General features: G+C 74.6%; 22 protein-coding genes and 2 pseudogenes. 11 read left to right on the plus strand and 13 right to left on the minus strand.

What is annotated here, in order from left to right; translation table 11 throughout:
- The first annotated feature begins 176 nt into the window (after nt 1-176).
- The 3 genes from ACZ4M8_RS25305 to ACZ4M8_RS25315 are packed head-to-tail and all read left to right on the plus strand — an operon-like array spanning nt 177 to nt 3915.
- The gene (locus ACZ4M8_RS25305; protein ID WP_467610998.1) at nt 177-788 is read left to right on the plus strand and encodes a 2Fe-2S iron-sulfur cluster-binding protein; all 612 of its coding nucleotides are present in this window, start codon (nt 177-179) and stop codon (nt 786-788) included.
- The gene (locus tag ACZ4M8_RS25310; protein ID WP_467611000.1) at nt 785-1777 is read left to right on the plus strand and encodes an FAD binding domain-containing protein; all 993 of its coding nucleotides are present in this window, start codon (nt 785-787) and stop codon (nt 1775-1777) included. The genes ACZ4M8_RS25305 and ACZ4M8_RS25310 overlap by 4 nt, the downstream gene beginning before the upstream one ends.
- Nucleotides 1774-3915, plus strand: coding sequence for a xanthine dehydrogenase family protein molybdopterin-binding subunit (locus ACZ4M8_RS25315; RefSeq protein ID WP_467611002.1), 2142 nt, complete (start codon nt 1774-1776; stop codon nt 3913-3915). The genes ACZ4M8_RS25310 and ACZ4M8_RS25315 overlap by 4 nt, the downstream gene beginning before the upstream one ends.
- Nucleotides 3916-4075: 160 nt before the next feature.
- Here the strand turns inward: ACZ4M8_RS25315 and ACZ4M8_RS25320 are convergent, their stop codons facing one another.
- The 5 genes from ACZ4M8_RS25320 to ACZ4M8_RS25340 form a co-directional block, all read right to left on the minus strand.
- On the minus strand, nt 4076-4669 hold the full coding sequence (locus tag ACZ4M8_RS25320; protein WP_467611004.1) for a DinB family protein: 594 nt from the start codon (nt 4667-4669) through the stop codon (nt 4076-4078).
- Nucleotides 4670-4740: 71 nt separating this feature from the next.
- Nucleotides 4741-5148, minus strand: coding sequence for a VOC family protein (locus ACZ4M8_RS25325; RefSeq protein ID WP_467611006.1), 408 nt, complete (start codon nt 5146-5148; stop codon nt 4741-4743).
- Between the two features lie 275 nt (nt 5149-5423).
- Nucleotides 5424-6236 (minus strand): carbon-nitrogen hydrolase family protein, encoded by an 813-nt coding sequence (locus ACZ4M8_RS25330; RefSeq protein WP_467611008.1) that lies wholly within the window; start codon nt 6234-6236, stop codon nt 5424-5426.
- Between the two features lie 195 nt (nt 6237-6431).
- Nucleotides 6432-7190: an IclR family transcriptional regulator gene (locus tag ACZ4M8_RS25335; protein ID WP_467611010.1), complete on the minus strand. Its 759-nt coding sequence runs from the start codon at nt 7188-7190 to the stop codon at nt 6432-6434.
- 50 nt (nt 7191-7240) lie between these two features.
- Entirely contained in the window at nt 7241-8578 is a 1338-nt protein-coding gene (locus ACZ4M8_RS25340; RefSeq protein WP_467611012.1) for an MFS transporter, read from the minus strand.
- Between the two features lie 133 nt (nt 8579-8711).
- Between ACZ4M8_RS25340 and ACZ4M8_RS25345 the strand changes: the two genes are divergently transcribed.
- A complete protein-coding gene (locus ACZ4M8_RS25345) occupies nt 8712-9641 on the plus strand; it encodes a 2-hydroxyacid dehydrogenase (RefSeq protein ID WP_467611014.1) in 930 nt (309 codons plus the stop codon).
- Nucleotides 9642-9825: 184 nt separating this feature from the next.
- On the opposite strand, the gene ACZ4M8_RS25350 is transcribed toward ACZ4M8_RS25345, so the two are convergent.
- From ACZ4M8_RS25350 to ACZ4M8_RS25380, 7 genes and pseudogenes are all read right to left on the minus strand, one after another.
- Nucleotides 9826-10755 carry a LysR substrate-binding domain-containing protein gene (locus tag ACZ4M8_RS25350; RefSeq protein ID WP_467611016.1) on the minus strand — a complete coding sequence of 310 codons (930 nt, stop codon included), beginning with the start codon at nt 10753-10755 and terminating at the stop codon, nt 9826-9828.
- 22 nt (nt 10756-10777) lie between these two features.
- The gene (locus ACZ4M8_RS25355; protein WP_467611018.1) at nt 10778-11980 is read right to left on the minus strand and encodes a glycine C-acetyltransferase; all 1203 of its coding nucleotides are present in this window, start codon (nt 11978-11980) and stop codon (nt 10778-10780) included.
- Nucleotides 11981-12056: 76 nt separating this feature from the next.
- Nucleotides 12057-13085 (minus strand): L-threonine 3-dehydrogenase, encoded by a 1029-nt coding sequence (gene tdh, locus ACZ4M8_RS25360; RefSeq protein ID WP_467611020.1) that lies wholly within the window; start codon nt 13083-13085, stop codon nt 12057-12059.
- Nucleotides 13086-13302: 217 nt separating this feature from the next.
- Nucleotides 13303-13572, minus strand: a pseudogene (locus ACZ4M8_RS25365) (TetR/AcrR family transcriptional regulator); the annotation flags it as partial.
- Between the two features lie 61 nt (nt 13573-13633).
- Nucleotides 13634-14332, minus strand: coding sequence for a ribonuclease H family protein (locus ACZ4M8_RS25370; RefSeq protein ID WP_467611022.1), 699 nt, complete (start codon nt 14330-14332; stop codon nt 13634-13636).
- 54 nt (nt 14333-14386) lie between these two features.
- A complete protein-coding gene (locus ACZ4M8_RS25375; RefSeq protein WP_467611024.1) occupies nt 14387-15001 on the minus strand; it encodes a hypothetical protein in 615 nt (204 codons plus the stop codon).
- Nucleotides 15002-15075: 74 nt separating this feature from the next.
- On the minus strand, nt 15076-15432 hold the full coding sequence (locus ACZ4M8_RS25380; RefSeq protein ID WP_467611026.1) for an MmcQ/YjbR family DNA-binding protein: 357 nt from the start codon (nt 15430-15432) through the stop codon (nt 15076-15078).
- A gap of 156 nt (nt 15433-15588) precedes the next feature.
- On the opposite strand from ACZ4M8_RS25380, the pseudogene ACZ4M8_RS25385 reads away from it, so the two are divergent.
- The 5 genes and pseudogenes from ACZ4M8_RS25385 to ACZ4M8_RS25405 all read left to right on the plus strand — a co-directional run bounded on the left by ACZ4M8_RS25385 (nt 15589) and on the right by ACZ4M8_RS25405 (nt 21363).
- Nucleotides 15589-16972 (plus strand): annotated as a pseudogene (locus ACZ4M8_RS25385) (pyridoxal phosphate-dependent decarboxylase family protein).
- 219 nt (nt 16973-17191) lie between these two features.
- Nucleotides 17192-17743 (plus strand): MarR family winged helix-turn-helix transcriptional regulator, encoded by a 552-nt coding sequence (locus tag ACZ4M8_RS25390; RefSeq protein ID WP_467611028.1) that lies wholly within the window; start codon nt 17192-17194, stop codon nt 17741-17743.
- A complete protein-coding gene (locus tag ACZ4M8_RS25395) occupies nt 17740-20295 on the plus strand; it encodes an MFS transporter (RefSeq protein WP_467611030.1) in 2556 nt (851 codons plus the stop codon). The genes ACZ4M8_RS25390 and ACZ4M8_RS25395 overlap by 4 nt, the downstream gene beginning before the upstream one ends.
- A 329-nt stretch (nt 20296-20624) precedes the next feature.
- Entirely contained in the window at nt 20625-20840 is a 216-nt protein-coding gene (locus ACZ4M8_RS25400) for a cold-shock protein (protein ID WP_399095296.1), read from the plus strand.
- A gap of 142 nt (nt 20841-20982) precedes the next feature.
- On the plus strand, nt 20983-21363 hold the full coding sequence (locus tag ACZ4M8_RS25405) for a hypothetical protein (RefSeq protein ID WP_467611032.1): 381 nt from the start codon (nt 20983-20985) through the stop codon (nt 21361-21363).
- Between the two features lie 32 nt (nt 21364-21395).
- Here ACZ4M8_RS25405 and ACZ4M8_RS25410 read toward each other — a convergent pair whose 3' ends face one another.
- Nucleotides 21396-21854: a hypothetical protein gene (locus tag ACZ4M8_RS25410; RefSeq protein WP_467611034.1), complete on the minus strand. Its 459-nt coding sequence runs from the start codon at nt 21852-21854 to the stop codon at nt 21396-21398.
- A gap of 152 nt (nt 21855-22006) precedes the next feature.
- On the opposite strand from ACZ4M8_RS25410, the gene ACZ4M8_RS25415 reads away from it, so the two are divergent.
- On the plus strand, nt 22007-22297 hold the full coding sequence (locus ACZ4M8_RS25415) for a hypothetical protein (protein ID WP_467611036.1): 291 nt from the start codon (nt 22007-22009) through the stop codon (nt 22295-22297).
- A 184-nt stretch (nt 22298-22481) separates the two neighbouring features.
- Nucleotides 22482-24008 (plus strand): GMC family oxidoreductase, encoded by a 1527-nt coding sequence (locus ACZ4M8_RS25420; protein ID WP_467611038.1) that lies wholly within the window; start codon nt 22482-22484, stop codon nt 24006-24008.
- Nucleotides 24009-24159 lie beyond the last annotated feature (151 nt).

The following is a 24159-nucleotide window of genomic DNA, read 5'->3' on the forward strand; positions in this document are numbered from 1 at the left end:
CCCCGCTCCCGTACCGGCACCGCCCTCGCGGTGCAACCCCCTCCCGTGCTCCCGCCGTTCACCGATGGCACCGTCCGGCGGCGCGGGAGCACCCGACCTCCGGTCGACCACTCCGTCCGCCGGGCCGCCCGGCCCGGATGCGGCCGCGCCTGACTCCTGCGAAAGAAGGCTGACCCATGCCCCCATCGACGTCCCCGGCGTCGTCGGCGCCGTCACCGTCGTCCCCGTCCAGCGACATCACCCTGCGCGTCAACGGAGAGGCGCACACGCTCCCCGTCGACCACCGCACCACGCTGCTCGACGCGTTGCGCGAGCGGCTCGATCTGACGGGCACCAAGAAGGGCTGTGACCACGGCCAGTGCGGTGCCTGCACGGTGCTGGTGGACGGGCGGCGGTCGCTGGCGTGTCTGCAGTTCGCGGTGGCCACCGAGGGCCGGGAGGTCACCACCATCGAGGGGGTGGCCGACGGCGATCAACTCCACCCCGTGCAGCAGGCGTTCCTCGACCTCGACGGCTACCAGTGCGGTTACTGCACGCCGGGGCAGATCTGTTCGGCGCTCGGGGTGATCGCGGAACACGCGGCGGGCTGGCCCAGCGCGGTCACCGCCGATGTCCGCCCCGGGGCCGCTCCGCCGCCGCTGGACGCGGCGGAGATCCGGGAGCGGATGAGTGGCAACCTCTGCCGCTGCGGCGCGTACGCCTCCATCGTCGAGGCGGTGGCACGGGCCGCGGCCGAGACCGCGGGCTCCCCGTGCGGCGGGGTCTGCGGGACGGAGGTGACGGCGTGAGGGAGTTCGCCTACGAGCGGGCGGCCGATGTGGCCGGTGCGGTGGCGCTGCTGGCCTCCGGCCCCGAGGTGCGGGCCCTGGGCGGCGGCACCAACCTCGTCGATCTGATGAAGTCGGGGGTCGAGCGGCCGCGGCTGCTGGTCGACGTACGGGAGTTGCCGCTCGACCGGATCGAGGAGGGGGACGACGGCGGGCTGCGGATCGGTGCGACCGTCACCAACAGCGATCTGGCCGCCCACCCCGAGGTGCGGCGGCGCTACCCGGCGCTGGCGCAGGCGGTGCTGGCCGGGGCCTCGGGACAGTTGCGGAACATGGCGACGGTCGGCGGGAACCTCCTCCAGCGCACCCGCTGCGGCTACTTCACCGACACCACCAAGGCGTGCAACCGGCGCTCCCCCGGCAGCGGTTGCCCGGCCGTCGCGGGCGAGCACCGCAACGCCGCGATCCTGGGCGCCTCGGAACACTGCGTGGCGGTGCACCCCTCCGACATGGGCGTGGCGCTGGCCGCCTTCGACGCGGTGGTGGAGTACGAGACGGCGGACGGGCCGGGGGCGCTGCCGCTGGACGCGCTGTATCCGGCGGTGGGCGACACCCCGCACCGGGAGACGGCGCTGCCGGACGGTGCGCTGATCACCGGCGTGACGCTGCCGCCCGCGCCGGTGGCGGCGCACTCGCGCTACCGCAAGGTGCGCGAGCGGGCCTCGTACGCCTTCGCGATCGGCTCGCTGGCGGCGGCGCTCGGCGTCCGGGACGGGGTGGTGGCCGAGGTGCGGCTGGCGTTCGGTGCGGTCGCCTCGCGGCCGTGGCGGGCGCGGCGGGCCGAGGAGGCGCTGCTCGGCGAGGTGGCCGGGGCCGAGGCGTTCGCCGCCGCGGCGGACGCGGAGCTGGCGGCGGCACGGGCGCTGCCGGACAACGGATACAAGCTGACGTTGATGCGCAACCTCGTCGTGGCCGTCCTCGGCGAGCTGACCGAGGAGGCGGGCCGATGACGGTCGCGACGGGAACCGCGGCGGGCAGCCGCGCGGCGGGCGGTGCGGTGGGCACCGCGCACACCCGGCTGGAGGGCCGGGCGAAGGTCACCGGGGCGGCGCGGTACGCCGGAGAGGTGCCGTTCGCGGAGCTGGCCCACGGGCACCTGGTGGTCTCGACCGTCGCCCGCGGGCGGATCACGGCGGTGGAGACGGACGCGGCGCTGGCGCTGCCCGGGGTCCTGGCGGTGCTGCACCACGGCAACGCGCCGCGGCTGAACGGCGCGTACTCCGGTATGGGCGGGGCGCCCGACCCGCTGCTCCAGCTCTTCCAGGACGAGCGGGTGCGGCACGTGGGGTGGCCGGTGGCGCTGGTCGTCGCCGAGACGCCGGAGCAGGCGCGGGAGGCCGCCGACACGCTGGTGGTGCGGTACGCGGCACAGGCGCACGACGTGGCGTTCTCCGAGGCGCATCCGGACGCGTACGGCACCGGTGCGGAGACCGGCGGGACGGCGGGGACCGAGGAGGCGCTCGCCGCGTCCGCGGTCGTGGTGGACGCGCGGTACACCACGCCGGAGGAGCACCATCACCCGATGGAGCCGCATGCGGCGATGGCCCGCTGGGACGGCGGGCGGCTGGAGGTGGTCGACTCCAACCAGGGCAGTTCCTTCGTCGCGAGCGAGCTGGCGCAGCTGTTCTCGCTCGACCCGGGGTCGGTGCGGGTGCGGTCGGAGCATGTCGGCGGGGCGTTCGGCGCGAAGGGGACGCGGCCCCCGGTGGTGCTCGCCGCGATGGCCGCGACGGCGCTGCACCGGCCGGTACGGGTGACGCTGACGCGCCGTCAGCTCTTCTCGCTGGTGGGGTACCGCAGCCCGACGGTGCAGCGGGTGCGGCTGGGCGCGGACGCCGACGGGCGGCTGCGGGCCCTGGATCACCAGGCGTACTCGGCGACGTCGTCGTTCCGCGAGTTCATCGAGCGCAGCTCCGGCTTCGGCCGGGTGATGTACGGGCCGGACGCCTACCGGTCGGAGAACCACGTCGTGCCGCTGGACGTGCCGACGCCCGGGTTCATGCGGGCGCCGGGTGAGGCGCCGGGGTCGTTCGCCCTGGAGTGCGCGGTCGACGAGCTGGCCGAGAAGTGCGGTATCGACCCGATCGTGTTGCGCGCCCGGAACGAACCCGAGGTGGGGGTGGTCTCCGGGCTGCCGTTCGGCAGCCGGAATCTGCTGGCCTGCTTCGAGGAGGGCGCCCGGCGGTTCGGGTGGGCGGAGCGCGATCCGCGTCCGGGGGTGCGCCGTGAGGGGCGCTGGCTGCTGGGCACCGGGACGGCCGCGGCGCGGTTCCCGTCGGGTGTCGCGCCGTCGACCGCGGCGGTGACGGCGGAGGCGGACGGGACGTTCACCGTCCGGATCACCGCGGCGGACGTCGGGACGGGGGCGCGCACCGCGCTGGCGCTGGTCGCGGCGGACGCGCTGGAGGTGGCGCCGGAGCGGATCGACATCCGGATCGCGGACAGCGACTTCGGCCCGGCGATGCTGGCCGGCGGCTCGATGGGGACCCGCTCCTGGGCGTGGGCGATCATCGAGGCGGTGGCGGCGCTGCGCGAGAAGCTGGCGCTGGGCGGCACCGTCCCGCCGCAGGGCCTCACCGCGCGGGCGGACACCGGCGCGTCGGTCGGCGCGCTGTCGCAGAAGGAGCGGCACTCCTTCGGGGCGCAGTTCGCCGAGGTGGCCGTGGACACCGCCACCGGTGAGGTGCGGGTGCGGCGGATGCTGGGGATGTTCGCCGCCGGGAGGATCGTCAATCCGCTGACGGCGCGCAGTCAGTTCCTCGGCGGGATGGTCTGGGGACTGTCGATGGCGCTGCACGAGGAGGCGGCGCGGGACGGGGAGACCGGCGGGCACGTCGGCGCGGACCTGGCCGGATACCACATCGCGGCGCACGCCGACATCCCGCAGCTGGAGGCCGGTTGGGTCGACGACGTGGACGAGGACGACCCGGTCGGTATCAAGGGCATCGGGGAGATCGGCATCGTCGGCTCCGCAGCGGCCATCGCCAACGCGGTCTGGCACGCCACCGGTGTCCGCCACCGGGACCTGCCGATCCGCCCGGACCGGGTACTGGCGGCGGGATCGGCGGAGCGGCCGGCGGACAGCTGATCCGTGACACCTGCGCGTCGGGCCCCGGGCGGTGCTGCCCGGGGCCCGACGGGCCGGGGCGCACGGGCGCCGGGTCCGGTCGGTGATGACCGGGCCCGGCGCGGCATCCGGGCTGGGACACCGAGGCGCCCGGGGGCCGGGGCGCCGGGCCACGGTCCGCTCACCCCCGCCCGGCGGCTTTTCGGGCCGCGCTCTCCAGGCGTGCGTGGTACTCCTCCCACCAGGCGGGGTCCTGCGACGGCAGGTTGGTGTTGCCGACGCGCATCCCGGCGGCGCCGTCGATCAGTTCGCGGACGATGTCGGCGTGGCCGACGTGACGGTGGGTCTCGGCGGTCATGTGCAGCAGCACCTGGTGCAACGTCACATCCCGGCGCTCCTGCGGCCACCACGGCACCTGGCCGGGGGCGTCGAGCGGGAGCGCCGCGACGGTCGCGTCGGCGTGCCGCCACGCCCGGTGGTACAGCCCCACGATCTCCTCGCGCGTCTCGTCGGCGGTGGCCCACATGTCGGCGTTGGGGTCGGCGCCGTCCGCGAGCCAGGGCAGCGGCTCGCCGGGCGGGCGGCCGAACGCCTCGCCGAAATAGCCCAGTTCCACACTGGCGAGATGCTTGACCAGGCCCAGCAGATTGGTACCGGTCGGTGTCAGGGGGCGGCGGATGTCGTACTCGTCGAGCCCGTCGAGCTTCCAGAGCAGGGCATCGCGGGCGGCCTGCAGATAGCGCAGGAGGTCGGCTTTCGGCTTCGTCTCGTCCATACCGGGAAGCATGCCACCCGCCACTGACAACGGTCCCGGACCGGGCCTCCGGCCGTCCGGGGCGGGGGTGTTCAGGAGGCCCGGCAGACGCAGAACGGCTGGCCGGACGGGTCGAGGAGGACGGTCCAGCGTCCCTCGCCCGGCTGGTGGTCGGGGCGGGTGGCGCCGAGGGCGAGCAGGCGTTCCTCGGCCGCGGCGGGGTCCTCGAAGGCGAGGTCGAGGTGGAAGGGGAGTTCGTCCCGCGGCCACTCGGGGGCGCGGAAGGTGCGGGCCGTGCAGAACACCAGGGTCCGCACGCCGTCGCTGATGAGGTGTGCGGCCGGGTTGCCGTCCTCGTCGTGGAAGGTGTGGCGGCTCTCCCAGCCGAGGGCGGCGGCGTAGAAGTCGGCGAGGGCCGCACCGTCGGGGGCCCAGATCCCGGAGCCCAGCAAGGTGCCGGTGGGGGTCGCCGGGGCGGTGGTGGCGGGGGTCTGCGTCATGGGTGCGGTCCTTCGGGAGGCGCGGTGGCGCCCGGACCGCACCGTGGCGGTGTCCCGGGCGCCCGGACACCTCCACGATGTCCGCCGTTCCGGCCAGTTCCTGTCCGCAATGACGCTACGGGGACGGCGGACCTGCGGCGCACCGGGACGGGGCGGCACCGGGCCGCCCCGCCCCGCGCCCGCCCGGTGGTGTCGCGCCCCGTGAGCCGCGATCGGCCCGGCCCGTACCGCCGCCCCGTGCCGTCGGCCCCGTGCCGCTCTCCGGCGGCCGTCCGCTACGCGATCCGGCCGTCCCGCAGGCGGCGGTTGTCGAGGACGGCGACGGCGCGGCGGACGCGGGCGGTCTCCGCCTCGTCGACGGTGACGGTGACCGTGGCGGGCTCCGCGCCGAGGCGGGCGCGGACGGTGCCGTCGGGGGCGGCGAGGAGGCTGTGCCCGACGCCGGTCGGCGCCTTGGTGGGCTGCTCGGGGTCGGCCGCCGGGTCCGGGGCGCACTGGCCGACGGCGGCGAGCCAGACGGTGGCGTCCAGGGCACGGGCGCGGACCAGGAGTTCCCACTGGTCGCGTTTGCCGGGGCCGGCGCCCCAGGAGGCGGGGAGCACGCTGACGGTGGCGCCGGCGTCCGCGTGGGCCCGGAACAGTTCGGGGAAGCGCAGGTCGTAGCAGGTGGCGAGGCCGACGCGGACGCCGTCGACGTCGAGGGTGACGACGCGGTCCCCGGCGGCGACGGTGTCGGACTCGCGGAAGCCGAAGGCGTCGTAGAGGTGGATCTTGTCGTAGGAGGTCTCCGCCTCGGGGCCGGTCGCCAGGAGGGTGTTGGCGACCCGGCCGCCGGGGGCGGGGGTGAACATCCCGGCGACGACGGTGATCCCGGCGGCCTGCGCGGCGGCGCGGACGCCGTCCGCCCACGGGCCGTCGAGCGGTTCGGCGACGGGGCCGAGCGGGACACCGAACCGGCACATGGCCGCCTCGGGCAGGACCGCCAGCCGGGCACCGTCGTCGGCGGCGCGGCGGACGTGCTCGGTGAGCAGGGCGAGGTTCTGCCGCGGGTCGGCCGTCGAGGTCAGCTGGCAGAGGGCGATACGCATGGGGCTCCGTTTCCTGGTGTCGGGTGCGGTGCGTCCGGGGCGCGCGGGGTGTACCCGTAGCAGCATGGTGCCCCGCCCGGACGGACGGCGGCAGCGGGATCCCGGCCGAAAGGCCGGGGCGCCGCCCTGCCGCGCAGGTCAGGCGGCGGCACGCCTCGTCGCCCGGGGCGCGGCACCGGCGGAGCGGCCGGGCCGTCACTCCCCCATGTGCGCCGCGATCTCCTCCACGCAGCCGCGCAGCCGCGGCAGATGGCCGCGGAGTTCGTCGGCCGGGGTCAGGGCGGTGACGGCGCCGAGGGAGACCGCCAGGCGCGGGGGGCCCGAGCGGGCCGGGACCGCCATGGCGATCGAGCGGACGCCGGCCTCGCCCTCCTCGTCGACCTCGGCCCAGCCCCGGGCGCGTACCCGGGCCAGTTCCTCGCGTACCGCCTCGGGGTCGGTCACCGTGCGGGCGGTCACCGCGGGCAGCGGTGCGGACAGCAGGGTGTCGGTGGTGGCGGCGGACGCTCCGGAGACCAGGGCCTTGCCGAGCGAGGTGGCGTGCCAGGCGTTGCGGGTGCCCTCGGCGCTGCGGAGCTGGAGGTGCTGGGTGCCCTGGACGGCGAGGACCAGCAGGACGGCGCCGTCGTGGAGGATGCCGGCGATGGCGGGCAGTCCGGTGGCGGCGGCGAGGGCGCGCATGGGCGCGGCGGCCTCGGAGTAGCCGGCCGGTGAGCGGTGGAAGCCGCGGGAGAGTTCCAGGACGCGCACGCCCGGGGCGTAGCGGCGGGCGCGTTCGTCGTAGGAGGCGAAGCGTTCGGCCACCAGGCGGCCCAGGATGCGGTGGGCGCTGCTGACGGGGAGGCCCGTCAGCCGGGCCGCGGCGCTGACCCCGAGACCTTCGGGGTGGTCGGCGAGGGCGGACAGCAGGCGCAGCCCCCGGCTGAGCTGGTCGTCGCCGGATGTCGTGGTCATGGTGGGTCTCTCCTGTGTGCCGCGCCGGTGGCCCGGCCGTTCCCCTTGCGTCAGCGGGCCTTCGCGGGCGCCGGCTGCCCGGCCACCGTACCCAAGGGCTCCGTGGCGGTGCGGGGTTCGCGCACCGTGAGGGTCAGTGCGGCGGAGAGCAGTGCGCCGGCGGCCATCAGGGCGAAGGCTCCCGCGTCGCCGAGCGGGGTGCCGCGCACCCAGCCGACCAGGTACGTACCGGCGAACGAGCCGAGCGCGCCGAAGGAGTTGACCATCGCGACGGCCGCGCCGGAGATCTGGGCCGGGGCGAGCGAGGAGACCAGCGCGAAGAACGGCCCGTAGGGCGCGTAGAGGCAGGCGGCGGCGATCACCAGCAGGGCGAAGGCGAGGGTGAAGCGGTCGCCCGCCGCGTAGGAGCCGAAGAGGGCGAGGCCGCCGGTGGCGAGCCAGGGCCAGACGGCGGTGCGGCGGCGGCCGCTGCGGTCCGAGAGGCGGGAGTTGACGAGCATCGCGACGACGGCGAAGGCGTACGGGACGGCGGTGAGCAGTCCGGTGGCGCCGATGCCCTCGCCGGTACCGCGCTTGACGATCGAGGGCAGCCAGAAGATGAAGCCGTACATCCCGAACGACCAGCAGAAGTACTGCGCGGACATCAGCAGGACGGGGCGTGAGCGCAGCACGGCGCGGTAGGAGCGGGCCAGGTCGCGGGTGGCGGCGGGGGCGGCCGGGGCGGTGGTGGGGTCGGCGCGCAGCTCGGTGAGTTCGGCGGCGGGGAGCCAGCCGGCGTCCTCGGGGCGGTCCTTGATCAGGCGGAGGCAGAGCAGGCCCCAGAGCACCGAGGGGACGCCCTCGACGATGAACATCACGCGCCAGTCGGAGACGGAGATCAGCCAGCCGGAGAGGGCGGACAGCCACATCACGGTGACGGGGTTGCCGAGGATCAAAAGTGTGTTGGCGCGCCCGCGCTCGGCGTGGGTGAACCAGCGGCCCAGCAGCATGACCATCGACGGCAGGACGGCGCCCTCGACGACGCCGAGCGCGAAGCGGACGGCGATCAGCTGCGCCGGGTCGCTCAGCAGGCCCTGGACGACGGCGAGCAGCCCCCACACCACGGTCGACCAGGCGACCAGGCGGCGGGCGCTGCGCTGCTCGGCGTAGATGGTGCCGGGGATCTGGAAGACGAAGTAGCCGAGGAAGAAGGAGGCCGCGATCAGCGAGTCGAGGCCCGCCGAGAGGTGCAGTTCCTGGGCCATCCCGCCCGCCGAGGCGAGGGAGTAGTTGGACTTGTCCAGGTAGGCGAGCGAGTACGTGAGGAAGGCGACGGGCATGAGGTGCCGGGCGCGGCTGGAGGCCCACAGGGAGCGTGCGGGCTTCAGGGACGGTGACGGCGTTGTCATCGTTGACCCCCCGTTTTCCGTGAGATGGAAAGTGTTTCACTAGGCGGGAAGAACTTACGAGGAGGCGGACGTTCCGGTCAACGGTTCGACGCTCCCCGTTCACCGACTTCACCCGCCGTCGAGGAGACGCACGATGACCGACGTCCTGATCCCCTGGCCGCAGCTCGACACCCGCCACGGCCCCTGGCCCGACGGCACCCGCGTCCATGTGTGGGACGGCCGCACCCCCGTCGGGGAACTGTCCGCCGACGCGCTGGCCGCGGTGAGCCTGTGGGTCATGCCGTACGCGGTCGCGGACGCGCACCGGCTGCTGGCGCGGCTGCCGCGGCTGCGCGCCGTACAGTCGCTGAGCGCGGGCGTCGAGAAGCTCCAGCCGCTGCTGCCGGACGGCGTCGCGCTGCACAACGGCCGCGGACTGCACGACGCGTCCACCGCCGAGCACGCCCTCGGCCTGATCCTCGCCGCCCAGCGCGAACTGCCGCGCTGGGTCGCCGATCAGTCAGCGGGCCGCTGGGCACCGCACTTCACCCGCGCGCTCGCGGACAGCCGGGTCGCGATCGTCGGGTACGGGTCGATCGGCGAGGCGCTGGAGCGGCGGCTGCTCGCCTGTGAGGCAGAGGTCGTACGGATCGCCCGCAGGGCCCGGCCCGAGAGCGGGGTGCATGCCGTGGAGGAGCTGCCCGCGCTGCTGCCGGACGTCGACATCGCGGTGCTCACCCTGCCCGAAACCCCGGCCACCACCGGGCTGTTCGGCGCCCGGGAGCTGGCCGCGCTGCCGGACGGCGCGCTCGTCGTCAACGTCGGACGGGGCCGCACCCTGGACACCTCGGCGCTGCTGGCGGAGACGGCGGCCGGCCGGCTGCGCGCCGCCCTCGACGTCACCGACCCCGAACCGCTGCCCGGCGACCACCCGCTGCGCCACGCGCCCGGTGTACTGCTGACCCCGCACGTCGGCGGCGGCGCGGCGTCGTTCCGCCCGCGCGCCGAGCGGCTGATCGTCGAACAGGTCCGCCGGTGGGCGGCGGGCGAGGAACTGCTGAACCCGGTGCCCGCGCGGGGGTGACGGGCTGCCGCCGCGTCCTCCGTCCGGGACGGTGCCGAGCAGGGCGTACGGGCCCCGGGACCGCGGCGGCGGACGGACGCGGCGGCTCCGGCGACACGGGCCCCGGCGACGCGGGGCCACCGCGCGCCCGATGCCGTAAAGCTCCCGCGCCCGCGGACGGCCGTCCGGCGGGCGCCCGCTTCCGTCAGGCGGCCACCGGGTCGCCCGGCGGGACCGCCGTGGCCGCCGCGCTCAGGGCGTCGAGGACCGGGCGGAAGAGCGGATGGTCCTCGGCGCCGTGGCGGACGGCGGCGAAGACCCGGCGCGTCGCCGCCACCCCGTCGACCGGCCGTACCGCGACCTGCGTGAGATCGGTGTCGCGCAGCGCCGAGCGCGGCACCAGCGCCACCCCGGCCCCCGCGCCGGCGAGCGTGACCACGGCCCGGAAGTCGTCCGACGAATGCGCCAGCTCGGGCCGGAACCCGGCGTATTCGCAGGCCAGGACCATCACGTCATGGCAGGGGTTACCCGGGTACGGGCCGATCCACGGGTCCTCGGCGAGCGCCGCCACCGGCACCGCGGGGGCGTGCGCGAGCCGGTGGTCGCGCGGCAGCACCGCGTCGAACGGCTCGGCGTACAGCGGCACGCGCACCAGCCGCCGGTCAGCGGCGCTCGGCGCGCCCCGGTACTCGACGGCGACGGCGATGTCGGCACGCCCGTCGAGCACCATCGGCAGACTCTCGTCGCCCTCCGCGTCCCGCACCCGGACGACGATGCCGGGCGCGGCGGCGCGCAGCGTGGTGATGGCCGGGGCCACCACCACGCCGATGCCGGTGGCGAACGCGGCGACGGTGACCTCACCCGCCGCCCCGCTGGTGTACGCCGCGACCTCCGCCTCGGCGCGCTCCAGCTCCGCGAGGACCGCCCCGGCGTGCCGCAGCAGGATCGCGCCGACCGGGGTCAGACGCGCCCCGCGGTGGTCGCGGGCGAGGACCTTGTGGCCGGTTTCCTGCTCCAGGGCCGCGATCTGCTGGGAGACGGCGGAGGGCGTCAGGTGCAGCGCCGCGGCTGCCGCGGTCACCGTCCGGTGGTCGGCCACCGCCTGGAGGGTGCGCAGCCGTCGTGCGTCGATCACACCGTCGATTCTGCCAGGCGGCTCACGCCACCTCGGTGGCCAGGGCCTTTTGTGCGGCGACGAAGGCGTCCACGGCGCGGTGCACGTCCTCGGTCGAGTGCGCGGCGGAGAGCTGGACGCGGATCCGGGCGGCGCCGTGCGGCACCACCGGGTACGAGAAGCCGATGACGTAGACGCCGCGCTCCAGGAGAAGTTCGGCCATCCGCGCCGCCTCTGCCGCGTCGCCGATCATGACGGGGGCGATGGGATGGTCGCCCGGCAGCAGGTCGAAGCCCTCCTCCGTCATCCGGGAGCGGAACAGCGCGGTGTTCGCGGCGAGCTTGTCGCGCAGGTCACCGGCGGACTCCAGCAGGTCGAGGACCTTCAGCGAGGCGGCGGCGATCACCGGGGCCAGGCTGTTGGAGAAGAGGTACGGGCGGGAGCGCTGGCGCAGCAGGGCGACGATCTCGGCGCGGGCGGCGACATAGCCGCCGGAGGCGCCGCCGAGGGCCTTGCCGAGGGTGCCGGTGAGGATGTCGACACGGTCCATCACGCCGTGCAGCTCCGGGGTGCCGCGCCCGCCCGCGCCGACGAAGCCGACGGCGTGCGAGTCGTCGACCATGACCATCGCGTCGTAGCGCTCGGCGAGGTCGCAGATCTCCTGCAGCGGCGCGACATGGCCGTCCATGGAGAAGACGCCGTCGGTGACGACGAGCCGGCGGCGGGCGCCCGCCGCCTCCTTGAGCTGCGTCTCCAGGTCGGCGAGGTCGCGGTTGGCGTAGCGGAAGCGGCGGGCCTTGGACAGGCGGATGCCGTCGATGATGGAGGCGTGGTTGAGGGCGTCGGAGATGACCGCGTCCTCCGGGCCGAGGAGCGTTTCGAAGACACCGCCGTTGGCGTCGAAGCAGGAGGAGTAGAGGATCGTGTCCTCCTGGCCGAGGAAGGCCGAAAGGCGCGCCTCCAGCTCCTTGTGGACCTCCTGCGTCCCGCAGATGAAGCGGACGGAGGCCATGCCGTAGCCCCAGCGGTCCAGGGCGTCGCGGGCGGCGGCGACGACCTCGGGGTGGTCGGCGAGGCCGAGGTAGTTGTTGGCGCAGAAGTTGAGCACGTCGCCGGGGCGGCCTCCCGCGGTGACCTGCACGCTCGCGGACTGCGGGGTGGAGATGACGCGCTCGGGCTTGTGCAGTCCGGCGCTGCGGATCTCGTCGAGGTCGGCGCGCAGGTCATCGCGTACGGAGTCGAACATGGCCTGTCCTTCGGGGTCGGTTACCGGGATGCGGAGGGACGGGTCGCCGGGCGCGCCCGGCGGGGGGAACGGGAGGTCAGACGGTCCAGTCGAGGATGACCTTGCCGCCGCGGCCGCTCGCGGCGTCGGCGAAGGCCGCCTCGTGGTCGCGGTGGCCGTAGCGGCCGGTGATCACCGGCGCGAGGTCGAGGCCGCCTTCGAGCAGCACCGACATCGCGTACCAGGTCTCGAACATCTCGCGGCCGTAGATGCCCTTGAGGGTGATCATCGAGGTGACGATGCGGGCCCAGTCGACGGGGAACTCGTCGGAGGGCAGGCCGAGCATGGCGATGCGGCCGCCGTTGGTCATGTTGGCGATCATGTCGCGCAGCGCCTCGGGACGGCCGGACATCTCCAGGCCGATGTCGAAGCCCTCGCGCAGCCCGATCTCCCGCTGGCCGTCGGCGATCGTCGCGTCCGCCACGTTCAGCGCGAGGCCGACGCCGATCTTGCGGGCCAGCTCCAGGCGCTCCTCGCTGACGTCGGTGATCACGACGTTCCGGGCGCCGGCGTGCCGGGCGACGGCCGCCGCCATCAGCCCGATCGGCCCGGCGCCGGTGATCAGCACGTCCTCGCCGACCAGCGGGAACGACAGGGCGGTGTGCACGGCGTTGCCGAACGGGTCGAAGATCGCGGCCACATCGAGGTCGACGGGGACCCGGTGCACCCACACGTTGGAGGCGGGCAGCGCGACGTACTCGGCGAACGCGCCGTCGCGGCCGACGCCGAGCCCGACGGTGGCGCGGCACAGGTGGCGGCGCCCGGCCAGACAGTTGCGGCACTTGCCGCACACCAGGTGGCCCTCGCCGCTGACCCGGTCGCCGACGGCGATGTCGGCGACGTCCCGGCCGGTCTCCACGACCTCGCCGACGAACTCGTGGCCGACGATGAGCGGGGCGGCGACGGCCTGCTGCGCCCAGCCGTCCCAGTCCCGGATGTGCAGATCGGTGCCGCAGATCCCGGTGCGCAACACCTTGATCAGCACATCGCCGGGTCCGACGGCCGGCTCCGGGACGTCCCGGAGCCGCAGACCGGGCTCAGCCTTCTCCTTGACCAGCGCTTTCACCGAGGCGTCTCCTGTGCCGACGACGGGCCCGGCGCCTCGCGGCGGAGCGCGTCCGGGCAGGAAAAACCGGCACACGGCGACGGACGCGGGAACCCGCGGCCGCCCGTGGCCGGACGCCTCACAATCTGCCGTCCGGCGGGCGCCGCGTCCATCGATCATTTCTTAAGCCGGGCAACAGAAGCGCTTCATCCGCCCCTCCCGGCCCACGGCACACCCGTCAGCGCGGCCGTTGCGGCGCGGGGTCCTCGTCGAGGAGCGGCCGCAGCGCGCCCAGCAGCGCACCGATGCACACCTCACGGAGTTCGGCCCGGGTGCAGCTCTCCTCGGTGAGCCGGTCCACGCAGAGCACCTGGACGAAGACGAGCCGGCTCTTCAGCACGCCGGAGGCGGCCTCCCGCCGGCCCTGCGCGTAGGGCAGCACGGCGAGCAACCGCTCGCGCAGCGCGTCGAGTTCCCCGTCGATGATCGTCTGGATGAGCCGGTCCCCCCGCCCCCGGCCCCGTCCGTGGTCCCGGCCGCCGGTCCGGCGTGCGCCCCGGCCCCGCCGGCTACACGGCCCCGGTCGCGGAGGTGCGGCAGTCCGGGTGGCCCCAGCCGTCCGGGTTCTTGGCGATGGGCTCACCGGCGGCGTACGAACGGCCGCAGCGGCAGCGGCCGGGGAACTTCGCCTTCAGCGTCCGGGACGAGCCGCCGCCGGAGCCGCCGGTACGGGTGGCGCCGGTGCGGCGGGCCGGCTTGGGGCGGGCGGCGGACGGTGCGGAGGGCGGCGGCTCCGGGGAGCCCCGGTCGCTGCCGGCGGGCTCCTGTTCGGTCGCGGCGCGGCTCGCGGCACGGTCGGCGAAGTCGTTGAGCCGGTCGCCGTCCACCTGGTGGGCGGGGACGTAGCGGAACGTGACGGAGCGGTCGGTCAGCAGTGCGTCGATGCGGACCACCAGCTCCTGGTTGGCGACCGGCTTGCCCGCGGCGGTCTTCCAGCCCTTGCGCTTCCAGCCCGGCAGCCAGGTGGTGACCGCCTTCATCGCGTACTGCGAGTCCATCCGGATCTCCAGCGGGAGCTGCGGATCGGCGTGGGTCAGCAGCCGCTCCAGGGCGGTCAGCTCGGCGACGTTGTTGGTCGCCGTGCCCAGCGGGCCCGCCTCCCAGACGGCCGGGTCGCCCGCCTCGTCGGCGATGACCCAGGCCCAGCCCGCCGGTCCCGGATTTCCTTTCGACGCCCCGTCACACGCGGCGATTACGCGTTCAGCCATACCCCGATCATCCCAGGCCCGGCGGGGTGCCGGACGCCACTCCCCCGCCGTGACTCAGTGCGCCGGGCCGGTGGCGGGCCGCCAGGACGTCAGCCGGTCCGCGCGGTTGCGGGCACACCAGGCGGTGAACGCGGGATAGCCGCGCACCCCGTCGTCGACGACCGCGCGGTAGACCCGGATGCCCGGCAGCGGCTCGCCGGCGGCGGCCGCCGCCTCCTTGATCGTGAGGATCGCGTCCCGCGTCTCCTCGGTCAGCGCCGCGCGCAGCGGTCCGACCAGATCGGCGGCGCGGGGGCCCGGGTGATCGTCGGCCAGCCACCACATGTCGATCTGCCAGGTCTCACCGGCGTCCGTCTCGTGGTCCAGGCGCCAGTAGAGGCCCTGGTCGGGCAGGTCAAGGGCGTTGGTGAAGCGCAGCCGCCGGACGCCCGGCAGCTCGGCGCAGGGTGTCAGGGCGGCGAAGCCCTGAGCGACGGACGGCGCCGGGGAGTAGATCTCCAGGTCGATGTCGGGTTCGACGACGAGGTCCAGCGCGACCGACCCGACGAGCACCGGGCGGCCGAGCGGACGCCAGCGGTCGAGCAGCCCGAGCGTGCCGAGGACGTCGAGGGCGGCGGTGCGGCGGCGAACGGCGCGGTCGCGGCGGGCGGCGGCCTCGGTGGCGGACATGCGCCGAGCGTAGCCCCGCAGACCCCGCGGGTGCGCCCGCCGGTCCGCGGAGGCGGCGCCGCCCGGTCCGTCCGCTACCGGCCGAAGGTCTCCGTCAGCCGGGGCGGCGCCGCCTGCTGCCAGGAGTCGGTCAGGATGTCGCGGAGTTCGGCCTCGTCCTCCAGGGCGGCGAGCCGGACGCGTACCCAGTGCGAACCGGCCTCGTGCGGCGGGACCCAGAACTTCTCCGGCTCCGCCGCGATCAGTTCGTCCCGCTCGTGCATCGGGCAGCGGACGGCGAACGACGTCTCGTCGTCCGGCACGGTGACGAACATCTTCCCGGCGACCCGGAAGGTCGGCATCCCCCACGCAAGCCGCTCCTCCGTGGCGGGGAGCGAGAGCGCGATTCGGCGGACGTCGTCGGAGTCGGGCAGGCCCTGGGCGTCGGTCATGCCCCGAGGTTACGAGGGCGGCGCGGGGGTGCGCACACGGACGCGGGCCGGCGCCGCGTCCGGCCCCCGGAATCGGTCCAGTTGCCGGCGGGTGGACCGGGCCGCGGCCGTACGCACCGGCCTGGCGTGGCGCCGAAACCGAAGAACGGAGTCCCCGTGCACCACCGCCTCGCCGCCGACCTCACCGACCTGCCCACCCTGTTGGACGCCGCACGCGAACGCGCCGTGGCCTTCCTCGACGGGCTGCCCGAGCGGCCGGTGGTCCCGGCGTGGCAGCCGCCGCCCGAGGCACCGCTGCCGGAGCGCGGAACGGGGCTGCGCGGTGCGCTCGCGGAGTTCGGCGACGTCCGGGAGCCGGGCCTGCCGGCGAGCGCGGGGCCGCGCCACCTCGGGTTCGTCACGGGCGGGGCGACTCCCGCGGCGCCGGCCGGTGACTGGCTGACGGCCACCGCCGACCAGAACTCCAGCACCTCGCTGGACGGAGCGGACCAGGTCCTGGAGCGGCGGACGGTGGCCTGGCTGCGGGAGCTGTTCGGCCTGTCCGGCGCGCACGCGGGGACGTTCGTGAGCGGCGCGACGGTGTCGAACACCGTCGGGCTCGCGGTGGCCCGCGAATGGCTCGGGGAGCGGCGCGGCGTCTCCCCCGCCCGCGACGGTGTGGCGGCGCTCGGCCCCGTACGGGTGCTCTCCGGCGCCGCGCACGCGAGCGTCGCCAAGGGCCTGTCGGTGCTGGGGCTCGGGCGCAACGCGCTGGTGCCGGTGGCGACGCTGCCGGGGCGGGAGGCCGTCGACGTCGCCGCGCTGGAGCGGGAGTTGGCCCGGCAGGACGGGCCGTGCGTCGTCGTGGCGAACGCCGGGACCGTCAACACCGTCGACTTCGACGATCTGACGGCCGTCGTCGCGCTCCGCGAACGTTACGGCTGCCGGCTGCACGTCGACGCCGCGTACGGCGCCTTCGCCGCGCTCTCCCCCGCGTCGGCGCCGCTGGTGGCCGGGCTGGACCTGGCCGACTCGATCTGCGTGAACCTGCGCACATGGCTCAACGTGCCGTACGACAGCGCGGTGCGGTTCACCCGGCGGCCGGATCTGCAGGCGGCGGTCTTCCGCAGTGCGGCGGCCTACCTGGGGCCGCTGGGAGCCGAGCCGGACCTCGTCCATCTGACACCCGAGAACTCGCGCCGGCTGCGGGCGCTCGCCGCGTGGTTCACCCTGCGCGCCTACGGGCGGGACGGCTACCGGGAGATCGTCGAACGGTGTGTGGCCGGGGCCCGGAGCCTGGGGCGGGCGGTGGCGCGAGCGCCGGAGCTGCGGCTGCCGGCGCCGGTGCGGCTGAACGTCGTCTGCTTCACGCTGTCCGGCGAACCGACGGCGGAGCGGCTGCGGGCGTTCGCGGACGCGGTCGCCCCCGGAGGTGTTCGTGACGCCGACGACGTACGACGGTACGCCCGCGCTGCGGGCCGCGTTCAGCAATTGGCGCACCGAGGAGGCGGACGTCGCCCGCGCCGCGGCGGCGCTGACGGCGGCGGCCCGCGAACGGTGAACACGGAGCACGGCGGCGGGGGTCCGGACCCCCGCCGCCATGTCCGGGCCGCTTCCGTGGCGGCCTGCGCGCCGTAACGCGGGCCCCGGGCAACGGCGTTCGGACCGGATGTGCCGAGGTGCGGTGATCGGCGGGCCCCGCCCGGGATAGACTTGCTGGATACAAGCAACATGCCGGGTCGGCCGTGGTGCGCGCCGACGGACTTCGCAAGGATTCACCATGAACAAGGGGACGGTCCCCCCTGTCGGCCGCACGGGCGAGCGGGTCACCGCCGCCTCGCAACTGGACGAGGCAGCCGCGGGGCTGGGGTCGGAGATCGTGCGGTTCACGCGGCTCATCGCGGCGTGGAAACAGCGCGCGAAGAACGACGCGAGCGCCGCCGACCGGGTGCTGCTGGCCCGGTTGGTGCTCGGCGGCGACCGCCGGGCCACCGATCTGGCCGCCGATGCGTTCCTGGACCTGTCGACGGTCAGCCGTCAGGTCCGGGCGCTGGTCGACCGGGGTCTGGTCGAGCGGCGGCCCGATCCGGACGACCGGCGGGTGACGCTGCTGAGCGCCACCCCGTCCGGCCGGGAGACCTTCGAGCACTACCGGCGTCAGCGCGACGCCGAACTGGCCAGACTGCTGGAGCCATGGACACCGCAGGACCGGGCGGACCTGATCCGGCTGATGGGCCGCCTCAACAACGACTTGGTGGAACACCAACACGCGCGACCGTGCTCCGGGGGAGACCAGGGCGACGCCGCGCAACAGGGAGAGCACAGCGCATGAGCACATCCACCTCCCCACCCACGGCGGGGGCCAAGGAGATACCGGGGACAGGTGTCCTCACCCATCGCCAGATCCTGACCATCCTCAGCGGACTCATGCTGGGGATGTTCCTGGCCGCGCTCGACCAGACCATCGTCAGCACCTCGATCCGCACCATCGCCGACGACCTGCACGGGCTGAGCCAGCAGGCGTGGGCGACCACCGCGTACCTCATCACCTCGACGATCTCCACACCGCTGTACGGCAAGCTGTCCGACCTGCACGGCCGTAAGCCGTACTACCTGACGGCGATCAGCGTCTTCGTCGTCGGCTCGGTGGCCTGCACCTTCTCCACCTCGATGACGGAACTGGCGGCGTTCCGCGCCGTGCAGGGGCTGGGCGCGGGCGGTCTGATGTCGCTGGCGCTGGCCATCATCGGCGACGTCGTCCCGCCCCGCGAACGGGCCCGCTACCAGGGCTACATGCTGGGTACCTTCGCCACCTCCAGCGTCGCCGGGCCGCTGATCGGCGGTGCGCTGGCGGGGCAGGAGCACCTGCTGGGCATCACCGGCTGGCGCTGGGTGTTCCTGGTGAACGTGCCGATCGGCATCATCGCGCTGTTCGTCGTCGCGAAGGTCCTCAACATCCCGCACACCCGGCGGGATCACCGCATCGACTGGTGGGGCGCGCTGACCATCGCGATCGGTGTCGTCCCGCTGCTGCTCGTCGCCGAGCAGGGCCGCGAGTGGGGCTGGGGCTCGAACACCTCGATCGCCTGCTATGTCATCGGCGGGATCGGCATCATCGCGTGGATCTTCGTCGAGCGGTGGATCGGGGACGACGCGCTGATCCCGATGCGGCTCTTCCGCAACAGCACCTTCAGCATGACGAGCCTGCTGTCCGTGCTGATCGGTATGGGGATGTTCGGCGGGATGCTGATGATCCCGCAGTACCTCCAGATCGTGAAGGGCGCGAGCCCCACCCGCTCGGGTCTGGAGATGCTGCCGCTGATGGCGGGCATGCTGATCGCCTCCGTCGCGTGCGGCCAGATCACGGCGAAGACCGGGCGCTACAAGATCTTCCCGATCGTCGGTACGGCGCTGATGGTCGCGGCGATGCTGCTGTTCCACTTCCGGGTGCAGTGGGACACGCCGCTGTGGGAGACGATGCTCTACATGCTCGTCTTCGGCCTGGGGCTGGGCGGTTGCATGCAGACGCTGGTGCTGGCGGTGCAGAACGCCGTGCCGCCGCGGGACATGGGCGTGGCGACCGCGTCGTCGACGTTCTTCCGGCAGATGGGCGCCACCGCCGGTACCGCGATCTTCCTGTCGGTGCTGTTCAGCACCGTCGGCGACAAGATCGCGGACGCGTTCGGCTCCGCCGTGCGCACCGAGCGCTTCCAGGCGGCGCTGCACGATCCGAAGGTCCTCCAGGACCCGGCCAACAAGCCGGTCCTGGACATGCTCAAGGCGCCCGGGGGCGGCGGGAACTCCTCCGGTGTGCTCAGCGACTCGTCGTTCATCCAGCATCTGGACCCGCGGCTGGCCGAGCCGTTCAAGCGCGGCTTCGCCGACTCGATGCACACGGTGTTCCTGATGGGTGCGATCGTCGTGGCGGTGGCGTTCCTGCTGGTGCTGTTCGTCAAGGAGGTGCCGCTGCGGCAGATCTCCGGACTCCAGGCGCGCGCCCAGGCCGAGGCGGAGGACGCCGGGGCCGCCGGGGCCGATGCGGGTGAGCCCGCCGCGGCGGAGACCGGCGCCGTGGCCACCGCCGTGGAGGCGGTGCCCACCGCACCGGCGGAGGTGACGGGTCCCTGCGTCGAGGGCACGGTGCACGACGGCGGCGGCGCGCCGGTGGCGCAGGCCGTGATCACGCTGATCGACATCGGCGGGCGGCAGTTGGGCCGGACCGCCACCGGGGCGGACGGCCGCTACGTGCTGGCCGCGCCGGGCGCCGGGACGTACGTCCTGATCGGCTCGGCGGGCGCCCGGCAGCCGCAGGCGGCGACGGTCGTGGTGGCGGACGGGCCGGTGCGGTTCGATCTGGCGCTCGGCGGCGCGGCCGGGCTCTCCGGCGAAGTCGTCGCGGACGCGGACAGCGCTCCCTTGCCGGGTGCGCTGGTGGTCGCCACGGACGTCCGCGGTGAGGTCGTGGCGTCCGGGGTCGCCGGTGCGGACGGCGGCTTCGTCTTCGGGGAGCTGGCGCAGGGCGGTTACACCCTCGCGGTCAGCGCCGAGGGGCACCGCCCGGCCGCGCTCCCGGTGGAGGTCACGCCCGGCGCCCGCAACCGTTACGAGATCCGGCTGACGCCCGGCGCGCGGATCCGCGGCACGGTGCGCACCGCGCACCGCGGCCCGCTGGGCGACGCCCGCGTCACGCTGCTGGACCCGGCGGGCAACGTCGTGGGCACGGCGACGACCGGCGATGACGGCGCGTACGCCTTCACCGACCTCGACCAGGGCACCTACACGGTGATCGCGAGCGGCTATCCGCCGGTCGCCACGCCGCTGCGGGTGAGCACCGAGGGGCACACCGAGCTGGACATCGACCTCGGTCACGACACGGCCGGCTGACCGGCCGCCGACGGGACTCCGGGCCCGGCTCCCACCGAGGGGGCCGGGCCCGCTGCCGTCCGGGGCCCGGCGTGGCGCGCCCCGGCGTGCGCGGCGCCGTCCCTCCGACGCCTCCTCACCCTCCGTTCCCCTCCACCAACACGCGAAATACACGAAACCCTCCCCAAACGCGCACTCTTTGTGGCCAACAAGTCACTCTCTGTGTAACGTCGAGGGGTGGCTGCCGTGTTCCCGATCGGAGCCGGCCGGTCACCACTTGTCAGTCATCCATCGTCTGTCACGGCCTCCCGCACGGTGCGGGAGGTCTTACGAGTTCCCGTGGAGGGCATATGAAGAGCGGCATCGTGAAGTGGTTCAACGCGGAGAAGGGATACGGCTTCATCCAGCAGGACGGCGGCGGTCCCGACGTCTTCGCCCATTACTCCCACATCAACGCCACCGGCTTCCGGGAGCTGCGGGAGGGCCAGGCCGTCACCTTCGACGTCACCGAGGGCCACAAGGGTCCGCAGGCCGAGAACATCGTGGTCAGCACGGTCGTCGCCTGATCCGCCGCCCGGCCCCCTTCCCGGGCTCCGTCGCCGTCCCGCTCCCGTCGGGGGCGGGACGGTTCCGTGTCCGCCCACGCGCTCACCACACCCCGGCCGGTGGGAGAATGCGGTGCCACGGTCCCGGGGAAAGGTGCGCAGGGTGGAGTCTCCCGTTCCGAGTGTGCTGTGTGAGGTGGGGGCGCTCACCGCGGACGTCCCCGGCAATGCCGCGGTGCGGTGGAAACTGGCCGAGTCCGGGCGTCAGCTCGACGCCAACGTCGTCCATCTGACGGCCGGGCAGCGTGTGGACACCCACACCGAACCGGATCTGGACGTCCTCCTCCTCGTCCTGGCCGGGGACGGCACCCTGGAATCCCCCGCGGGCGACGCGGCGCTGGGCGCGGATGCGCTGGTGTGGCTGCCGCACGGCGCGACCCGGGCGCTCGTCGCGGGTCCGGCGGGCCTGTCGTACCTCACCGTGCACCGCAGGCGTCCCGGTATGCGGATCGGCCGCCGTCCCCCCGGGCCCGCCGCCGGCTGACGCCGCGCGCCGGGCCGCCGGCGGCCGGGCCGTCAGGGGGTGGCGGTGTGGTCGGGGTGGCCGCGGGTGCGGCGGGATTCCTTGAGTTCCGCCTCGTGGACGTGGGTGCGGCCCTCGACGAGCGCGTCGCGGACCTGCTCCTCGACGGCGGTGAAGGGCCGGTAGTAGGTCGCGTTGTACTCCTCGACGACCTGGAACGTCCAGCGGCCCGGGAGGACGTTGCGGCCGACGATCTCCCGCTCGACCAGGTCGGCCAGATCGAGGTGACCGGCCGCCCGGAGCTGGTGGACGCTCTCCCCCACCACGCGGTCGGCGCCGCCGGTGAGCTGGTGGAAGGCGTAGAGGTGGCCGCGGGCCCGTTCGACGGTCTCCAGGGCTTCCGAAAGGGTGCCCAGCGCCCGGACCGTGGCGTCACCGACCCCCTCGGGTCTGCGGTGGGCGGGGTCGGGGCCGGGCCGGTCGGCATCGCGCGGTGCGGAGTGACTGCTCATGCCCCTCCTCTGCCCCGAAGCCGGGCGGCTGTCCGCACGGGCACGGCCACCGGAGTGAACCGGGCCGCCCTGCGGCGACCGGCCGCCGGTGCCAGACTTGAGGAACTGCGCCCGGCCGCCGGCCGGTGCCCCCGTCACCCGAGGGGGAATTCATGACCTGGGCTTCCTGGACCACCGTCGGCATCCACGCGCGGCCGGGCGCCGTCCGCACCGAGGAGGTGGGGGTGCTCAACGGCGATGTGACCATCCATACGACCTGGTCGGAGGGGCAGGCGCAGGTGGCGGTGCAGCCCACCGGCGCCTCGGACTGGTACACGATGGTCGGCAGTCCCGTGCCCTGCTTCTCCGAGGAGGACAGCCGCAGCTTCCACCAGGCGGTCGTGGAGGCGGTACGCGGCGGCGAGGACGCGGAGCAGGAGCTGCAACGGCTCTTCGAGCGGTGAGCCGGGCGTTGGGGGCGCGCGGTCCGCGGCCGGGCCGCGCGCCCCGGTGTGACGGCCGTCCTGCCGCGCCCGTACCCCTGTCTTCTCCCTGTTCCCGGCCCGCGGGCGCCGTGCGGGCTCTACCGTCCCTGGGGAGCGACGACTTCGGCCCGCCGGGCCGGTCGCGGGACGAGAGAGGACCGTCATGGCGCAGGCACGTACGGAGCACGACTTCCTTGTGGTGGGGGCCGGTTCGGCCGGGAGCGTGCTGACCCGGAGACTGCTGGACCGGGGGTACTCCGTGCAGGTGCTGGAGGCCGGGCCGCCGGATGACGACGCGCGGGTGCACAGCCCGCAGGGCTGGCCGGCGCTCCTGGGGTCCGCGCTGGACTGGGCGGCCGTCTCCGTCCCCCAACGGCACGCCAACAACCGGGTGTTGGCCTGGCCGCGCGGGAAGGTGCTCGGCGGTTCCAGCTCCCTCAACGGCATGATCTACATCCGCGGGCACCGCAGCGACTACGACGGCTGGGCCGCCGATGGCTGCGAGGGCTGGGACTGGGAGAGCGTACTGCCGCTGTTCAAACGGTCCGAGGACCATGTGGACGGCGCCGGCGCGTGGCACGGCGCGGGCGGGCCGCTGCCGGTCAGCCGGATCACCGCGCCGCATCCGACGGCGACCGCGTTCGTCGAGGCGGCGGCCGGTCTCGGCCATCCGGTCACCGAGGACTTCAACGGCACCCACATGACCGGTGTCGGCTTCAACCACGTCACGGTCCGCGACGGGCTGCGGATGAGCGCCTGGCAGAGCTTCGTCGCCCCCGTCCTGGGCCATCCGAGGCTGACGGTGACGACCGGGGCGCGGGTGCACCGGGTGCTGCTGGAGAAGGGCCGGGCCGTCGGGGTGGAGTACGCGGCCGACGGGCGGCTGCACCGGGCCCGCGCCGCGCGGGAGGTGCTGCTCTGCGGCGGGGTGCTCGGCTCGCCGCAGACGCTGCTGCACTCCGGTATCGGCCCGGCGGCGGACCTGCGCGCGGTGGGGGTGGAGACGGCCGTGGACCTGCCGGGCGTCGGCGCCAACCTCCACGACCACCTGCTGGTGAGCAACGTCTACGAGGCCACCGGGCCGCTCCCGGCGGGCACCGCGAACCTGCTGGAGGCGCAGTTGTTCGCGTCGTCCGACGCGGACCTGCCGGGGCCCGACCTCCAGCCGCTCTTCATGCACCTGGTGTATCCGGCGGAGTCCTATCCGGTGCCGGAGCACGGCTACACCATCGCGCCGGGGCTCGTGCGGCCCCGCTCGCGCGGCACGCTGCGGCTGGCCTCCGCGGATCCGGAGGCGGCGCCGCTGCTCGACCCGAACGTGCTGGACGATCCGTACGACCTGGAGGCGCTGGTCGACGCGGTGGAGCTGAGCCGGGAGATCGGCGGGCAGCGGGCGTTCGACGCCTGGCGGAGGGCGGAGGTGGCGCCGGGGCCCGAGGCCCGTACCCGGGACGACCTGCGGGCCTATGTGCGGCGGGCGGTGGGGACGTACCACCACCAGGTGGGCACCTGCCGGATGGGGCGGGGGGATCGGGCGGTGGTCGATCCGTCGTTGCGGGTGTACGGCGTGGACGGGCTGCGGGTGGCGGACGCGTCGGTGATGCCGTCGGTGCCGTCCGGCAACACCAACGCCCCGACGATCATGATCGGCGAGAAGGCGGCGGAGCTGGTGCTCGCGGACGCGGGCTGAGGACCGGTCCGGGGCGCACGGTGCGGTGCCGGGGCGTGCGGGGCCCCGTTCAGCCGGGCGTGGTGGCGGCCGTTCCCGGGCGTCCGGGAGGGGTACACGGGGCCGGTCCGGTGCGTACGGACGCGCCGGACCGGCACGTATCGCTCTGAGC

The organism is Streptomyces sp. NPDC027185 (genome assembly GCF_055567035.1).